Origin of the sequence: Mycobacterium sp. G7A2, assembly GCF_041902445.1 — a bacterium.
Lineage (GTDB): Bacteria > Actinomycetota > Actinomycetes > Mycobacteriales > Mycobacteriaceae > Mycobacterium.
Genome location: NZ_CP169251.1, coordinates 2,160,632 through 2,176,590 on the forward strand (window position 1 = coordinate 2,160,632; position 15,959 = coordinate 2,176,590).

Annotated in this window: 16 protein-coding genes and 1 tRNA gene; 12 read left to right on the top strand and 5 right to left on the bottom strand. The window is 64.0% G+C overall.

Annotated elements, in window-relative coordinates; all coding sequences use genetic code 11:
- The first annotated feature begins 6 nt into the window (after positions 1-6).
- Entirely contained in the window at positions 7-819 is an 813-nt protein-coding gene (locus tag ACEWX3_RS10515; RefSeq protein WP_374159377.1) for an Fpg/Nei family DNA glycosylase, read from the top strand.
- Between the two features lie 10 nt (positions 820-829).
- Here the strand turns inward: ACEWX3_RS10515 and ACEWX3_RS10520 are convergent, their stop codons facing one another.
- Together ACEWX3_RS10520 and ACEWX3_RS10525 are read right to left on the bottom strand one after the other, a co-directional pair.
- A complete protein-coding gene (locus tag ACEWX3_RS10520; RefSeq protein WP_207067877.1) occupies positions 830-1,615 on the bottom strand; it encodes a DUF1542 domain-containing protein in 786 nt (261 codons plus the stop codon).
- A 562-nt stretch (positions 1,616-2,177) separates the two neighbouring features.
- Positions 2,178-2,942 carry an acyl-[acyl-carrier-protein] thioesterase gene (locus ACEWX3_RS10525; protein ID WP_207067876.1) on the bottom strand — a complete coding sequence of 255 codons (765 nt, stop codon included), beginning with the start codon at positions 2,940-2,942 and terminating at the stop codon, positions 2,178-2,180.
- A gap of 185 nt (positions 2,943-3,127) precedes the next feature.
- Between ACEWX3_RS10525 and ACEWX3_RS10530 the strand changes: the two genes are divergently transcribed.
- Complete coding sequence (locus ACEWX3_RS10530) at positions 3,128-3,613, top strand: DUF4383 domain-containing protein (protein ID WP_207067875.1); 486 nt, start codon at positions 3,128-3,130, stop codon at positions 3,611-3,613.
- A 218-nt stretch (positions 3,614-3,831) separates the two neighbouring features.
- Positions 3,832-5,337: an FAD-dependent oxidoreductase gene (locus tag ACEWX3_RS10535; protein WP_374159378.1), complete on the top strand. Its 1,506-nt coding sequence runs from the start codon at positions 3,832-3,834 to the stop codon at positions 5,335-5,337.
- 3 nt (positions 5,338-5,340) lie between these two features.
- On the opposite strand, the gene ctaD is transcribed toward ACEWX3_RS10535, so the two are convergent.
- Positions 5,341-7,086: a cytochrome c oxidase subunit I gene (gene ctaD / locus ACEWX3_RS10540; RefSeq protein WP_374159379.1), complete on the bottom strand. Its 1,746-nt coding sequence runs from the start codon at positions 7,084-7,086 to the stop codon at positions 5,341-5,343.
- 199 nt (positions 7,087-7,285) lie between these two features.
- Positions 7,286-8,623, bottom strand: coding sequence for a hypothetical protein (locus tag ACEWX3_RS10545; RefSeq protein ID WP_374159380.1), 1,338 nt, complete (start codon positions 8,621-8,623; stop codon positions 7,286-7,288).
- A gap of 474 nt (positions 8,624-9,097) precedes the next feature.
- Here ACEWX3_RS10545 and ACEWX3_RS10550 point away from each other — a divergent pair, with 474 nt between their 5' ends.
- The 9 genes from ACEWX3_RS10550 (at position 9,098) to ACEWX3_RS10590 (ending at position 15,134) form a co-directional block, all read left to right on the top strand.
- Entirely contained in the window at positions 9,098-9,511 is a 414-nt protein-coding gene (locus ACEWX3_RS10550; protein WP_374159381.1) for a hypothetical protein, read from the top strand.
- Positions 9,508-9,726 carry a hypothetical protein gene (locus ACEWX3_RS10555; protein WP_374159382.1) on the top strand — a complete coding sequence of 73 codons (219 nt, stop codon included), beginning with the start codon at positions 9,508-9,510 and terminating at the stop codon, positions 9,724-9,726. Before ACEWX3_RS10550 ends, ACEWX3_RS10555 begins: the two co-directional genes overlap by 4 nt.
- Before the next feature lie 212 nt (positions 9,727-9,938).
- A complete protein-coding gene (locus ACEWX3_RS10560) occupies positions 9,939-10,289 on the top strand; it encodes a hypothetical protein (RefSeq protein WP_374159830.1) in 351 nt (116 codons plus the stop codon).
- Positions 10,290-10,748: 459 nt separating this feature from the next.
- Positions 10,749-11,672 (top strand): restriction endonuclease, encoded by a 924-nt coding sequence (locus ACEWX3_RS10565; RefSeq protein ID WP_374159383.1) that lies wholly within the window; start codon positions 10,749-10,751, stop codon positions 11,670-11,672.
- Positions 11,673-11,882: 210 nt separating this feature from the next.
- Complete coding sequence (locus ACEWX3_RS10570; protein WP_374159384.1) at positions 11,883-12,656, top strand: hypothetical protein; 774 nt, start codon at positions 11,883-11,885, stop codon at positions 12,654-12,656.
- A 262-nt stretch (positions 12,657-12,918) separates the two neighbouring features.
- A complete protein-coding gene (locus ACEWX3_RS10575; protein WP_374159385.1) occupies positions 12,919-13,515 on the top strand; it encodes a hypothetical protein in 597 nt (198 codons plus the stop codon).
- Positions 13,516-13,533: 18 nt separating this feature from the next.
- Positions 13,534-13,899, top strand: coding sequence for a tyrosine-type recombinase/integrase (locus ACEWX3_RS10580; protein ID WP_374159831.1), 366 nt, complete (start codon positions 13,534-13,536; stop codon positions 13,897-13,899).
- Between the two features lie 146 nt (positions 13,900-14,045).
- Positions 14,046-14,768, top strand: coding sequence for a hypothetical protein (locus tag ACEWX3_RS10585; protein ID WP_374159386.1), 723 nt, complete (start codon positions 14,046-14,048; stop codon positions 14,766-14,768).
- A gap of 78 nt (positions 14,769-14,846) precedes the next feature.
- The gene (locus ACEWX3_RS10590) at positions 14,847-15,134 is read left to right on the top strand and encodes a hypothetical protein (RefSeq protein WP_374159387.1); all 288 of its coding nucleotides are present in this window, start codon (positions 14,847-14,849) and stop codon (positions 15,132-15,134) included.
- Between the two features lie 626 nt (positions 15,135-15,760).
- Here the strand turns inward: ACEWX3_RS10590 and ACEWX3_RS10595 are convergent.
- Positions 15,761-15,834 (bottom strand) — tRNA-Gly (locus ACEWX3_RS10595).
- Between the last annotated feature and the right edge of the window lie 125 nt (positions 15,835-15,959).

Here is a 15,959-nt window from a genome sequence, read left to right on the forward strand (position 1 = left end):
GGCTTCATGCCCGAGGGTCATACGCTGCATCGGCTGGCTCGCCAGCACCAACGCCGGTATGGGCGCAAGCCGGTCACGGTGACGAGCCCGCAGGGCCGCTTCGTCGAGGGCGCAGCGGCGGTCAGCGGCCGCTCGTTCGCCAAGGCCAGCGCCTGGGGTAAGCACCTGTTCCATCATTACGACGGCGGCCGCATCGTGCATGTGCACCTCGGTCTCTACGGCGCGTTCACCGAATGGCCGGTGCCCGCCAACGGGATCGAGCCCGAGGCGGTCGGGCAGGTGCGGATGCGGATCATCGGCGCCGACTACGGCACCGATCTGCGCGGACCGACGGTCTGCGAGGTGATCGAGGAGCCGGATATCGCTGACGTGGTCGCCAAGTTGGGCCCCGATCCATTGCGCAGTGATGCCGACCCGGAATTGGCGTGGCGACGGATCGTCAAGTCCCGCAGGAGCATCGGTGCTCTGCTGATGGACCAGACGGTCATCGCGGGCGTCGGCAATGTGTATCGCAGCGAGCTGCTGTTTCGCCATCGCATAGACCCGATGAGGCCCGGCACCACCATCAGCGCGACCGAATACGACGCCATGTGGACCGATCTGGTCGCTCTGATGAAGATCGGCGTGCGCCGCGGGAAGATCGTCGTCGTGCGCGCCGAGCACGACCTCGGTGCACCGTCCTACCGCAAGGGACGCCCACGGACCTACGTCTACCGGCGGGCCGGTGATCCGTGTCGGGTGTGCGGTGATGCCATTCGGACCACCGAGCTCGAGGGCCGAAACCTGTTCTGGTGTCCCACCTGCCAGGGCACTGGATGAGCGAGCTCGCTCAGAACTCGAACCCGCCGAAATCGCCACCGCCGAAGTCTCCGCCGCCGCCCCAGTCGCCGCCGCCGAAGTCCCCGCCGTCGCCACCGTCGAAACCGCCGTCCTGACCGGCCGCCATGCCGTCCTGGAAGCCTTCGCCGTAGCCGTTCTCGAACCCCTGCGCGCCGTAGCCCACGCCGGCCATGCCGGAGAACAAGCTGCTGAACAGAAGTGCAGATCCCACGCCCCAGGCTCCGGCGACCAGCGCCGGCTTCCACCACGGCTCCGAATACCAACCCGCGGGCACGGGACGTCCGGCCACCCGACCGCCGGGGTAGTAGTTCGGTGTGCGCTCCGAGGGTGCGGGTGAGGCCTCGATCTCACGGCCCTCGAAGGCGATGCGGCGATCCTCGGTGACGGTGCCGGCCGTGCGCTGGCCCGACAGCGACTCGAGCTCCGGTCCGGGATCCATCCCCATCGCAGTTCGCGCGGCCCGCACGTAGTAGAGGCCCTCCATCGCGCTTTCTTTCGCCAGTTGGGCCTGGCGGGGCGTGGTGGCCTGCTCCATCTGTGACGACGCTGCGGTGTACCGCTCGGATGCGTCGGCAAGTGCCTGCTTGGCGGCACCATCGGTGGCGGAGAGGGCGAACACCTGACCGCCGAGCCGTTCGATGACGCGGCGGGCGTCGGCCTGGGCGTCAGCCAGCGAGGTGGCGGTGCGCCGGCTCGACGCCTTCGACGACGCATAGACCGCAACACCGATCGCAGCCACGACCAACAAGATCAAGATGAGCAGGGCGCCTTCCATGGCACTCAGCGTACCGACAGAAACCGGTCCGCTCTGGTGCGTGAGCTGCGATTTCAGTGATGTGCGCGCAGAGCTGAACCGACGCCACGGCGGTAGCGCACAGTTTAATAGTGCACAAGATAACTGTATTCACACTTTTCGGTGCATTTTGGGTTGCGACACAACCGAGTCATCGACTTTCCAATGCTCTGAACTGCAGCTTCGGGGCGCATGTGTATCAGGGAGAGTTTGCCACCAGCTGATGGTACTTTGCCAAATCTGTAAGAAGTCACACATTTCGCGGCTGCGGTTATTGCCATCGGCGTCAACCGTCGTTATGGTGGAGTTCGCTGTTCACGCCTAGAGCACAATGAAGCCGGAGACGTTCATGACTTACATCATTCTGATTGGCGCGCTGTTGGCCGTGGCAGTGCTGTTCATGGCCATGGATGAGAAGTCGTACTGAGCGCTACGAAGCAGTTTCAGTTACGTATCTGTGATTTGCTCGATGTTGACGTGCGTGACTGACCCGCCCAGGTCGGCATGCCGGTCGAGCGCGGTCGGCGCTACGCGAATCGGGTAGTCACAACTTTCGGAGCAGCGCCGCCGCTCGGACCTCGTCCTCGACAGTCAATGCGATCTCCATGTCGGCCGTGGCCGCGGAGCCCCGCCGGGTCCAGCGGAGGGTCACATCCTCGCCGTACTTGATCGGACGGCGGTACTCGATCACTGCCCGGTATGGGGGATCGACGACATCAGGCGCCAGCGGCGCCAACTCGTGAATTGCGTGCCAGTACGCGGTATTGGTGACGTGTTCGAACAGGTCGATATCGGTGCGCCGCAGAGGAAACGGCATCGTGTCGTCGGTCTGGGCCGGGTTCTGCAGCCACGGTCGCCACTTGAGCCGGTGCTCGTCGGTGGTGGATCCGAACCGTTCCAACAGAGTGTCGGTAGCCCGCTGCGGGGTCAGGGTCTTCGCGTTCATCGCTATCCAGAAACCCTCGGTCTCGATGTGACCGCCGTCGCTGCCGTCCAGGTCGACGCGCATCGTGCACCACCGTGTCGACAACGCCGAACACCACCGGCTGAACGACACCTCGTTGGGGAACTTCACCGGTTCGATCACGTCGATCACCGTGCGCTGCACAAGCCAGTGGGGATGCTGCTCGGCCTCGCCGGCGTCCACCAGGTTCTCCGCACCCACTTCTTGCAGGTATCTGGCCACCGAATCGAGCCTGAGCTCGAGATCGGCGCCGATGTCACCGGTGGCCACCCGCCACGCCGTCCGGTAGACGTAGCCGTCCGTGGGCGGCGGGCTCAGCCGATGGTCGACGTCGTTCATGGGCATGAGGCGAAAGCCTACGGTCTGGCGCGTCCAGCGCCGCTCTGAGGTCCGGACGCGATTGCCACAACATATCCATGCTGCGAAAACCTGTGCAGGAGGCGTTTTCGTGGACTCAGCCCGGGTAGCACTGTGCGGGCCGGATACGACCGGCCCACAGACATTGGCCCACCTTGAGGAGGTACCTGATCATGGTCAATTCTTCGACCACCGGGCGTCGCGGTCTGGCGATCAACACGCCTGTGCAGATGACCGCATTCATTTTCGGCGTGGTTTTCCTGCTCGTCGGAATCGCCGGCTTCATTCCCGGTATCACCACCAACTACGGCGACATGTCCTTCGCCGGGCACCACCCGCCCAGCGCGCTGCTGCTCGGAATTTTCGCCGTCTCGGTACTGCACAACATCGTGCATCTGCTGTTCGGCATCGCCGGACTCGCGCTGGCGCGCAGCTTCAACACCGCCCGGATATACCTGGTGGGCGGCGGTGTGGTGTACGCCGTGCTGTGGCTGTACGGGCTCATCATCAACTTGAACAGCGACGCGAACTTCGTGCCGCTGAACACCGCCGACAACTGGCTGCACCTGGTCCTGGCGGTTCTGATGATCGGTCTCGGTGTCGTCTTCGGCCGAAAGGCTGCGACGACCACTGAGACCGGGACGCCGCCGAGCGCGTGACGTTCACATGATTCCGGCGCCGGCCGGCCGCGGAACACGGTTCCTCGGCCGGCCGGCAGCTTTCGTGCGCGGGTCAGGGCGAGACGGTGTTCGGTCGCGCTCGAGTCACCCGTCGACGCGTCGTTACTCCCGGGACGCAGCCGGACGTTCGTGTATCGGCCCACCCGCTGTGAAAGCCCGGCTCGTTTGGTGTTTGTACCCGGGGGTACTGCGAGGCCATGACTTCTTTGTGGTTGGCCGATCGTGTTGACGAGTCGTCGCCGACACGATTGGCCGAAGACCAGCGCTCGGCGGACGTCGTCGTGGTCGGCGCCGGATTGACCGGTCTGATCACGGCAGTGCTGTTGGCCCGCGCAGGCAAGGATGTCCTGGTGCTCGAGGCGCTGACGGTCGGTGCGGGCGCCACCGGCAACACCACCGCGAAGATCAGTCTGCTGCAGCACACCAAGCTGTCCAAGATCGTCGGCAAGCACGGCCCGAAGGTCGGGCGCCAGTACGTCGAAGGCAACCGCGAGGGCATGGAATGGCTGGTGCAGCGCTGCGCCGAGCACGGATTGTCCGTGCAGCGCGAAGACGCGCTCACCTACGCGCAGTCCGCGCAGGGTGTTTCGTCGGCGCGCGAGGAACTCGAGGCGTGCCGGGCGGCCGGACTCGACGTGGACTGGGTCGACGACGCCGACGTGCCGTTCCCCTTTCATGGCGGCGTCCGGTTGCGCGACCAGGCGCAATTCGATCCGATGCCGTTGCTGGACAGCCTGATCGTCGAGCTCGAGGAACACGGCGGTCGGCTGGCGCAGGGTGTGCGGGTGCAGAAGGTGACCGGTCGCGGACAGGGACTGGCGATGCACGTGCGCACCGCCGCCGCAGACGAGTTCGAGGTCTCCGCCGATCAGTGCGTGCTGGCCACCGGCATCCCGATCCTCGACCGAGGCGGCTTCTTCGCCCGGCTCAAACCGCAGCGCTCGTACTGTCTGGCCTACCAGGTGCCCGGGGACATCACCCGAGGCATGTACATCTCCGCCGACTCGCCGACCCGCTCGCTGCGATACGCACCCACCGCCGCCGGTGACCGGTTGATCGTCGGCGGCGCGGGTCATCCGGTGGGACAGCAGAAGGGCCCGGCGTCGTCGGTGCAGGAACTCGACTCGTGGGCCAAGCTGCACTTTCCGGGGGCGGTTCAGACGCACTTCTGGTCGGCGCAGGACTACAGCCCGATCGACGAATTGCCCTACGTCGGCCCCATCCTGCCCGGTAACGACGAGATCTTCGTGGCAACGGGATTCGACAAGTGGGGCATGACGAACGGCACCGCCGCCGCCTTGGCGTTGACCAGCCGTATCCTCGGCGGGCGGATGGACTGGGCGCAGGCGTTTGCGAGCTGGAGCCCGCACGAACTGTCCGGCATCCCCAAGGCCATGCAGATCAACGCCGAGGTCGGGCTGTACATGGCTCGAGGATGGGTCACGCCGGTGACCAGAATCGGCAACCGAACCCCCGACAATGGGGGCGTGGTCAGTGGGCCGCCGTGGAACATGGAGGCGCGCAGCGTCGTCGACGGCGTCGAGCACCGGGTATCACCGGTGTGCCCACACCTCGGCGGCATCGTCAACTGGAACGACGCCGACCAGGCCTGGGAGTGCCCGCTGCACGGATCCCGGTTCGCGCCAGACGGAACGTTGCTCGAAGGCCCGGCGACCCGGGACCTCAGCGGCGCCCCTGACTGAGCCTCAGCTGCGGACGTTCTCGCTCTCGACCCGGGTGACGTCGCCCCCGCCGGGGCCGTGGGAGCGGCCGATGTAGGCCTCGCGGCGCATGCGCTCGACCATGTGCGGATAGTGCAACTCGAACGCGGGACGCTCCGAACGGATGCGCGGGAGCTCGGTGAAGTTGTGCCGCGGTGGTGGGCAGCTGGTGGCCCACTCCAGCGAGTTGCCGTAGCCCCACGGGTCGTCGACGGTCACCGGCTCGCCGTAGCGCCAGCTCTTGAAGACGTTCCAGATGAACGGCAGCATCGAGGCGCCCAGGATGAACGCGCCGATGGTCGACACGATGTTCAGCGCGGTGAACCCGTCGCTGGGCAGGTAGTCGGCGTAGCGGCGCGGCATGCCCTCATTACCCAACCAGTGTTGCACCAGGAACGTGGTGTGGAAGCCGATGAAGGTCAGCCAGAAGTGCAGCTTGCCCAGCCGTTCGTCGAGCAGCCGGCCGGTCATCTTCGGGAACCAGAAGTAGATGCCCGCGTAGGTGGCGAACACGATCGTGCCGAACAACACGTAGTGGAAATGGGCCACCACGAAATAGGTGTCATGGACGTGGAAGTCCAGCGGCGGGCTGGCCAGCAGCACACCCGACAGGCCACCGAGCAGGAACGTGGCGATGAAGCCGATCGCGAACAACATCGGGGTCTCGAACGTCAACTGGCCCTTCCACATCGTGCCGATCCAGTTGAAGAACTTGATGCCCGTCGGCACCGCGATCAGGAACGTCATGAACGAGAAGAACGGCAGCAGCACCGCCCCGGTCGCGAACATGTGATGCGCCCACACCGCCATGGACAACGCAGCGATGCTGACCGTGGCATACACCAGTGTGGTGTAGCCGAAGATCGGCTTACGGCTGAACACCGGGAAGATCTCGCTGACGATACCGAAGAAGGGCAACGCGATGACGTACACCTCGGGGTGGCCGAAGATCCAGAACAGGTGCTGCCACAACAACACTCCGCCGTTGGCCGGGTCGTAGACGTGGGCGCCCAGCACCCGGTCGGCGGCCAACCCGAACAACGCCGCAGTCAGCAGCGGAAAGATCAGCAGCACCAGGATCGAGGTCACCAGGATGTTCCAGGTGAAGATCGGCATCCGGAACATCGTCATACCCGGCGCGCGCATGCACACCACCGTGGTGATCATGTTGACCGCACCCAGGATCGTTCCCAACCCGCCCACGCCGAGGCCCAGAATCCACAGGTTCGCCCCCGCGCCGGGGGAATGGATCGAGTCCGTCAGCGGCGAGTACGCCGTCCAGCCGAAGTCCGCTGCCCCGCCGGGGGTGATGAACCCGCTCAGCGCGATCAACGCACCGAACAGGAACAGCCAGAACGAGAACGCGTTGAGCCGCGGGAACGCCACGTCCGGCGCGCCGATCTGCAGCGGCAGCACCAGATTCGCGAAGCCGAACACGATCGGGGTGGCGTAGAACAGCAGCATCGCGGTGCCGTGCATGGTGAACAGCTGGTTGTACTGCTCGTTGGACAGGAACTGCAGACCAGGGGAGACCAACTCGGTGCGGATGAACAGCGCCATCAATCCGCCGATGAGAAAGAACGCGAAGCACGCGACCACGTACATGATGCCGATCAGCTTGTGATCGGTCGTGGTGATCAGCTTGTAGATCAGATTGCCCTTGGGGCCGAGACGGGGTGGAAAGGGGCGGCGGGCTTTCAGCTCCAGTAGCGCGGGCGCCTCGGCGGTCATCGACATCCCCCAGCAATCGAAATCGAGATCGGTGCGATGGTTCAGTTCACGGCGCAGCCGGTCGGCAAGGCTAGGGGCGAAAGTCCCTAGATCGTGCCGCTCGCGTCCGTCCGCGATGCCACGCCTGTGCCATCGCGAAAAGGCGGCGGCCCTCCCGACGGAGAGCCGCCGCCGGCGGACACGATTGACGGATCAGCAGCTACTCGCTGTCACCGCTGTCCGACGTATCGGAACCCGTATCGCGGGAGGCTTTGTCGCTCTTCTCGGATTCGCGTGGCCGTTCACGGTCGTCGTTGTCGTCCGAATCGTGGTCGGGTGACGCTTCCGCCTCGTCGTCCGAAGCCTCGTCGTCCGAAGCCTCGTCGTCTGCCGCCTCGTCGTCCACCGACTCTGCGTCCGAACTGTCAGGATCGGCCTCTTCGCCGTCCGGCTGTGCGCCTTCTCCGACACCTCCGACACCTCCGACACCTTCGACGGAGTCGGGCGCCTCTGCCTCGTCCGAAGTCGCGTCGTCAGTGCTGTGGCTCGAGCCGTCGTCGCTGATCGCGTCGATGTCCGCGATGTGTACCTCTGGAGCTTGGGCGTCGGACGATTCATCGTCGACGGTGGCCTCGCCGGGACTCGCCTGCTCGAAGGTCAAGCGATCGGGATTCGGGCCCTCCAGAGCAGGCGTGTCGGCTGCATCAGCGACAGGCGTCTCCTCGTCGCCCATTTCCTCGCCTGCCGTGGTGTCGCTCTGGTCATCGGGCTCGGCGTCGGCGGGGCTCTCGCTGTTTTCCTGGAGCGCCACGATTGTGTCGATGACGTAGTGCACGACCCCCGCATAAGCGCCTTGGGCGTCATCGTCGTCGAACGGATAGCCGTAGAACCAGGCCGTCACCAGACCGGAGGCGAACGAGTCCTCTCCGAAGACGGCGTCACTGAGCGCCAGCGTCGTGTAGGCGACGACGGCCTGCGGGCCGCCGTCGAAGTATTCGCCCAGGATCTGGGAGGGAATCGAGTTTTCACCGAAGATGGCGTCGCTGAGGGCAAGTGACACGTAGGCCACGACGGCGCTCGGCCCACCCGTGACATAGAGCTCGAGCAGTTCCCGCGGCAGCGATCCGTCGCCGAGGAGGTCGTCAGCGGCCGCGAACCCATCCGGCGCGTCGACAGCCGACATGGCAGCGGCCCGTTGGTCGACTGTGGATGCGGATACCGCAGCGATGAGGTGCAGGCCCTCGCTGAGTTGCGCAGGGTCGGCCGGCGGCGTTGCGGCCGAGGGGAACTGGGTATATGCGGCGGACAGCTGTACCGCGGTTTCGGATACGACACCCTTGTCGCGTTCGGAGAGGGGCGGCGGTGTCACGGTCGTCGCCAGCAGGGTGGTGGTTGTTGCGGCGGCAATGCCTGCCCACAGCGATTGACGAATGCCCATCGGTTTGTACTCCTCAGAGTGTTCCGGTTCGATGCGGGCAGCGTATAGCAAATATGATCTTGGTGCGCGACGAGATCGCTGGACAAGTCTGCTGGCGGCAAACTGCGACGAAAGGTTCATCGCGAGTTCACGAAAACTGCTTTTTCACAGCATGATTCGTGCGAATCGATTCGCCTTATGGCGCCTTCGCGTCGGAACGAACATCTGCTCGACCATGCCCAACAGTGGCTGTAGCGCATTGATAGCAAATTGAAATATCGGGTCAGCGCGGCCAGGCGGGGCCAGTGCGACGCGCGCTTGTACGTGTCCGTGATGGTGCGGCAATCCGGATCGGCACCGTTGCGCGGGGAACCTCGTCGAGGCGTGAGTTGCACTGTCGGAGTCGCAACTCGTATGTCGGCGAAGTGGGTCAAAGGTATGTCGAGCAGTCGGTGCAGTCCACGATCTGTCGTGCATCACACCGAACGACTCGTCCATGTCGTGGATCACACGCCTATGGCCTGCTCGATGTCGATTCACTGACCTTCGGCTGCCGATACCGGAGAGGTCAGTCGGCCACCTCGCCCATCGACGCGTGGTCGATAGCGTAGAGGCATGGCGCCGGGGAAGCCCCGAATGTGTGCGGGACGCGCGTGGACTCTGCTTGCCGTGGCGCTCGGATATTCCGCAGTCGCCGTGGCCGGCTCGCCCTGGACGCTCTACAGTGCCGTGTTCACCGCGATCCCCGGGATCGCATTGCTTGGGTACGCGCTGCGCCGAGGATGGCACCGACGCCGCGCCGACCGGACACCCGTGCGGCTTGGCCGGATCGGCAGACGCGGCCTGGCGGTGTGGGCGGTGTTGTTCGCCGCGCTGGCGGTGTGGATCTTGTCCGTCCATTTCAGTTCGCCTCGGCCGTCCTATCCCACGTTGAGCTACCTGATGAACGGGTGGTTCGAGAACTACGCCGTGCGTGTGGGCGGGTTCACGGCCTGGCTCGGGCTCGGCTGGTGGCTGGTGCGGCGATGAACCTGGCTCCGGATTCGCCCACCCTGATCCTGGCGATCTGGGCGGTGGCCTTCGTCGTGCTGGCGTTGTGGCAGCTGATTTGTCTGCTGCATCCGCGGCTGCCGTCGTTGACCGTGGTCGTCGACGTGCTGTTCCAATGGCGGATCCTGCGCTGGCTGCTGCTGGCCGGGTGGTTCTGGTGGGGCTGGCACGTCTGGGTTCGCGGGGGCTGGTGAAGTCCGCAACTGGTCCCGCGTCTGCGCAGCCGACTATTGCTGTCAATTTGCTGGGAGTCACCTTCAGCGTTGCTGAAACCCGGCTTGAGCAGGGCTTTTGATGATGTGACCCTCGCTGGTTCAGTGTGCAGAATCTGAGGCCCGGCGCTAGCATTTAGTTCCCTGCACAACTTCATGAGGATCGACGTCCTCCCTACAAAAGGGGAATGCTGATGGCTGGTCACGCCAGAGCTACCACTCGCAGTTGCACCAAACTGGGTCTGCTCGCCGTGGGCTCATTCGCCGCCGTGGCGGCGGCCATCGGATTCGGCAGCGGCACCGCCAACGCCGACGTCGACGAGGTCGGCCCCAGCCCGAACATCACGGCGTCGCAGACGCAGAACTCCGTCATCCGCATCAATGACTTCGGTGTGGCGCGCGGCATCTCCGAGACGCGTCTTGCCGACGCCGGCGTCGTCAACGCGCAGGGCGAGGTTCGCGACACCGTCCGCGCCGTGGTCGGCAGCACCGCATCCGCCTACGAGGGCGAGTATCCGGTCGGCCCGCCCATCGGCGATTGGTGATCTGACCCGAGGCTTTCGCTGCCGCCCCTGCTTTCCCCGGGGGCGGCAGCGTCGTTCTTGCGTGTGATTCGGACCTGCGGTGGCACCGATGAGACCGCATCACCGACGCTGATCGCCGTCGACCGTCGCGCTGCGGTCGCTGCGCCGGGCACGTTTCACGCTGGGGGCTCAGCGTCGACCTGAAGGCCGACACGCTGGTCCTGGTGGAGCGGGCGACGGGAATCGAACCCGCGTAGCTAGTTTGGGAGTTTTATACGCGCCCGAATGGCTGTTCGGAAGCGCGCTGGTAGACGGCTTAGCGGGCCCAGTGTTTGCACTGTTCAAACGCACTTTCGGCGCGGCTGGCAGTCGCCCTCGGTACCGTCCGAGTACGCCCCCGGTTCGGCTCCGTCTACGGGACCAACACGGGACCGCGTCATACCGGTCGGGGCGTGTAATTGTTCTGCGAAACTCGAACACGTGACTGTGACGGTGCCGTCCTACTCGGACTTTCTCTGGCCAACGCTTCAAGCCGTGATATCGCTCGGCGGCTCCGCGTCCATCACGGAGTTGGATGGGGCAGTTATAGAGCGCGAGCAGCTGTCGCCCGAGCAGCAGAGCGCGCTGCTCAGTGGCGGTCCGCAAACGGTCGTCCAAAATCGGCTCGCCTGGGCGCGGACCTACTTGAAGGGTATGGGTCTCCTCGACAACAGCACACGAGGCGTCTGGTCTGTGACCCAGGCGGGGCAGGACGCGACACCCGACATCATCGAGCCGTTGCGGTCGGAGTTCGCAGCCAGCCGCAAGAAGGCGACGAAGGCCAACAAGAAGAACGGCCGCCGTGGCTCATCGGATGTGGCTGACGAGCTAGAACACGTGGAGGCTGAGGCCGAGGCTGATTGGAAAGACGAACTGCTGGACACGATAAACAGGATGTCGCCTGGCGCCTTTGAACGTCTAGCTCAGAGATTGCTCCGCGAGGCCGGTTTCTCCAGCGTCGCAGTGACCGGCCGAACGGGCGACGGTGGCATCGACGGGCTCGGCGTCTATGAGATATCGCTACTGAGCTTTCCGGTGTTCTTCCAATGCAAGCGGTACAAGGGAAGCGTCGGCAGTTCGGCCGTCCGCGACTTTCGTGGAGCAATGGCCGGCCGGGGGGAGAAAGGACTGCTGATCACGACCGGCACCTTCACGAGCGACGCCCGAACGGAATCGAAGCGGGATGGAGCGCCACCGATTGATCTGATCGACGGCGACAGACTTTGCGACCTGCTGAAGGCCAATGGCATCGGCGTCTCCACAACCGAGAGGGTCGTCGAGGACGTGAAAGTTGAGATCGAATACTTTGCGTCCCTAGAACCCAAGGCGCAGGGCGTGCCGAACGGGCGAACGCCACGTTCTTAAAATCCGGAAATTCTGGGTTCGAATCCCAGTGGGGGCACCATGAAAGCGCTGGTAGAAGCGTTTTCGGGTGGTTTGGGTGGCGAAAAAACCGCTCTCACCCCGGCGGGCGGCGCACTTTCGGCGCAGAGGTCGGCGCGCTGGCTAAGCTAGCCCGCCGAACGCTCGGTGTTGGCATCCTCGCGCTTGGAGCCCGCGTGGAATAATGACGCGGTGGCGGCGTCACCCGGGTTCGTTGAGCGAGGCTGGCATTGGTGGCTCAGTAGGGTTGCAGTTCCGTTTTTGGTGGCCCTTATCGCGGCCGCAGTGGGTCTTTACATTGGCGTCTTTCGAAATTCGAACACTGGTGACAGTGAGGGTAATTCGGCTATTACGTCGGCGGAGTCGTCCAATTGCGCTAACAACAGCCAGGAATTGACGGGCGGATGGGGGCCGGATCGCCCGACTGTGGGTACAGTTGATTACGCTCCTCAACCCAGCTTTAATGTCGATCGCTATAACAGCGTCTATGGCGACGAACGGAATTTTCTGGTCGTTAAAGAACTATCACACACAATCGCCGGTGGCTGGGCCGACCGATTGGAAGTCCTTCCGAACCAGACCTATAGGTTGAGGTTACTCGTCCACAACGGGGCGCGTGACCAGGATGAAAACGTCGCAGAGAACACTACCATTCATATCTCTATTCCCGCATGCGCCGGCAGCAGCATCGCAATATTTGGATTCATTACTGCAACTAACGCATTCCCCGGGACGATCTATGACGGCATTGTGCTCAATAGCGACCGAGACTTTAGGGTCGAGTTTGTGCCTGGAAGCGCAAAGTTCTACTCGAACAATTTCACTGACGGGACTGATATCCCTGACCGTATTTTCATGCCAAGCGGCATGAGAATAGGGAGTCCAGATCTGGACAGTGGGCTGTTCAGGGGCGACTATGTCAACAGCGGTGTCATCGTCGCCGAGATTCGCACGACTCCCGCCTAGGCCCGGCGACTGGGACACGGTTGGTAGCTGTCGGAGAGGCCTAGGCGGGCGCCCGCAGGGGGCGAGTGCTGTCGATAGCACCAGCGACGATAATCTCCTCAGAATACCTGGGGGCCGTCTTGACGACGCAGAGGTAGCCCGAGATCCCGGCGGCGTATGGGGCGCAAATGTCGAGTAGGCCAGCCACTTCCCGCGCCTCTTCGTCGGCTTTGCCCGAGTCTGGGCGAGGGCACCCGCCTTGGCCTTGGCTGAGGTTACGTAGGTGGATCGTTTCTTGGTTGGCATCGCGCCGGTTCCTTTCGTAGCGGTCACGGGCAGCCATGGCCGGCTGGATGCCAACCCCGCCGACTACGTGAAGCTGCCGACCGACCACAACAGCGGCCACGTTCGGGCGGTCGATGATCCGGCGATGTTTCTGTCGGCGGCGCAAGTGGCCGCGCTCGTCGCGGCAACACCCTGGCCGTACAACGTGCTCGTTCATCTCGCCGCGTGGTCGGGCCTACGCGCCGCCGAGTTGGCCGGTCTACAGGTCGTGGACGTCGCCTTGCCCCCGCCGAGTATCAATCCGAACGCGCCCGCCAAGCCGGGAACCGTGCGTGTCGAGCGGACGATCGCGTGGACCGGGGCGACGCCGATGACCGTACCGCCTAAAACGAAGGGCAGCCGACGCACTGTGCCGCTGACCGCCGCAACGACGGCGATCTTGCGGGACTACCTCGCGGTCCACGCGCGCCGCGAAGACCCGACCGCGCCGCTGTTCCCGAATACGCGGCTGCGCCCGCCAAGCCCGACCGGCGTGCCGTCGAGTGACGAGGCTCCGGGAACTGAACCCCGCAGCCGCGAGAAGGCCAACCGTTAAGCCTCCGCCTTGGCCGACGTGTCGACTGCCGAGGCGGGCGAGCGGCTGGTGCTCGACTGGGATGCGCCGCTACGTCACGCCACCTTCTATAAGGCCGTGTTCCGCCCAGCGGTGTTGCGGGCGCGACGGCTTGACCCGGCCTCCGCGCTACCAGCGCAGCTGAAGTTCCACGCTCTCCGCCACACCTACGCAAGCCTCTGCATCGCGGCGGGACGGCCCCCGCTGGAGGTCGCGCGGTTTATGGGCCACGCGAAGGTCACCACGACGCTTGGGGTGTACGCCCACCTGTACGCCGACGACCACTCCGACGCGATGGCGGCGCTCGGAGCAATGGCGACGGAGCCGAGTTACGGCCCGAATGTGGTGCCGCTCCGCTCCAAATAGCAGGAGGTGTCGGAAGATGCCCATAGCCTGAAGTAGTGGCAAGACAGCGGCTATCAGAACGCACTAAGGGGACTGCGCCTGACGGACCCTTCGAGGGGGTTCCTGAGCATCTCTCGCAAGGCCTAGTGCATTGGTGGGACCGTCTGGTGAAATCCGATCGAACCGGCTATTTCGGAAACGAGCGGAAAATCCGAGAGTTGGCCGTGATGATTCGGGCCAATATAAACCCAACGTGGGGTGCGACCGACGTTGCCAATGGCCTAAAACGCCTCGCCATACGGGATGACGAACTTTTCCTCGACCTCGTAGATGGATCTTTGGAGATTTTCAGCCCTGGCAGCTTGGCCGACGAATTGGCCCGCCTCCTCGACCTTGCTGGATCGGTGTGGACTGTTGCCCCGGACAGGCGAGCTCTGACACGCGTCGTGAATGACCAGGCGCAGGCCACCTATGAAGAAGCGACATCCGTTGCAGACGCCGCCACAGGTGAGCTGAAGGAAGCATGGGCGAACGCCTTCGGGCGCAGTGGCGACCCATCCGACGCTTGGGACCATGCGATCAAGGCCGTCGAGGATGTTCTTATCCCCGAGATGATGCCGAACAACGGCAACGCGACTCTTAGCAACGTCGTCGGTGAACTCGCGGGTCAGAATGGTGCGCAGTGGCGGCTAGTACTCCCGGGGAACGACCAGACTCACGATGTCGGGGCGCTCGTCGCGATGCTCCGACTGATGTGGCCCAACCACGACCGACACGGCGGGTCGACACCGAAGAGGACTGCTTCAGAGCAGGAAGCTCGCGCCGTGGTGACGCTCGCGGCCACGATCGTGCAATGGCACCGCGAAGGATGGGTAGTGCAGAAGCGGTGAGACCGACGGTCGCACATCCTCGCGCCTGAGACGGCGCGCTTGTCACAAGATGTCAAACTATCTGCATACCGTAAGCGCATGACAATGGTTATTTCTGGATCAAGGACCGAGCACGGCACCCTTGACGGGGACGTGTTGGTGGTCGATGGCGGCAATCTGACACTGTACGGACTTATTACTGGAACGTTGACGGTCGGCTTAGGCGGTTATGCAGACGTCTTCGGCACAGTCGGCGCGCTCGTTGTTCGCGATGCTGGCGGCGCACAGCTTTTCGGCATGTGTATCGACAACGCGACGAACCTAGGTGGCGAGCTAACTGTGCATGGCATCGTGGCGGGATCAGTCGTCGGCCACGCTTATTCGTGAGCAGCTAGGCTAGCCGCCCTTTGCTGGTGGTCGTCGTCGCAGCGTCGGCCGGAGTGTCGCTTCAATGATGTCGGCGGCATGTTCCGGGTGCTGTTGAAGGCGAGTGGTAACCCATATGCCGTACAGAAGCCGAAGCACGAAGCGCGCAAGCGCGACAACACTGCATATGCAGCTGATTATCGCGAGTGTTACGAGCACGCTATTGGTGCCGAGTACGGTGTCGTTGGCGGGCACGAGTAGCACTGCAGCCTCCAGGCGCCGTTTCCTGGTTGCTCCGGAACCAAGATGGGCTGAGGTTGGTCCGCGCTTCGGGGGTGCATACTCCGCGCTCAAGCACTTGCCGAGCCTGTGCTCTTAAGTGCCATGTCGGCAATGGGTTCGCCCCTGGCGGGCTTACCCGATGGTGCTCACGTACGGCCTCCCCATCAGAAGACGTGGCCGAAAACGATCGCGCTCCCATGATAGCAGCGTGCCCTGTGTGTGCCGTGCTTCACGCGCAGCGGATAACGAACGTGGTTTTCGCAAATCCGCTGGCAACGGCAGTAGTCCCGAGGACCTATACGGGACCGATACGGGACCGCGAGACCTGTCTAACGCCTGTTCGCCGACGAAACCGCTGGTCGGTATGGAGCGGGCGACGGGAATCGAACCCGCGTAGCTAGTTTGGAAGACTAGGGCTCTACCATTGAGCTACGCCCGCATGTGCTGCCTGTGCAGGCAGTACCGGCCAAATGTACCGGTCCGGCCCGGCGCAAATCCAATCGGCTCGGCCGGTGGTCGGTCCGTTGTCGTCGAGCAGCGGTGACCACGTAGTATCGCCGGTGG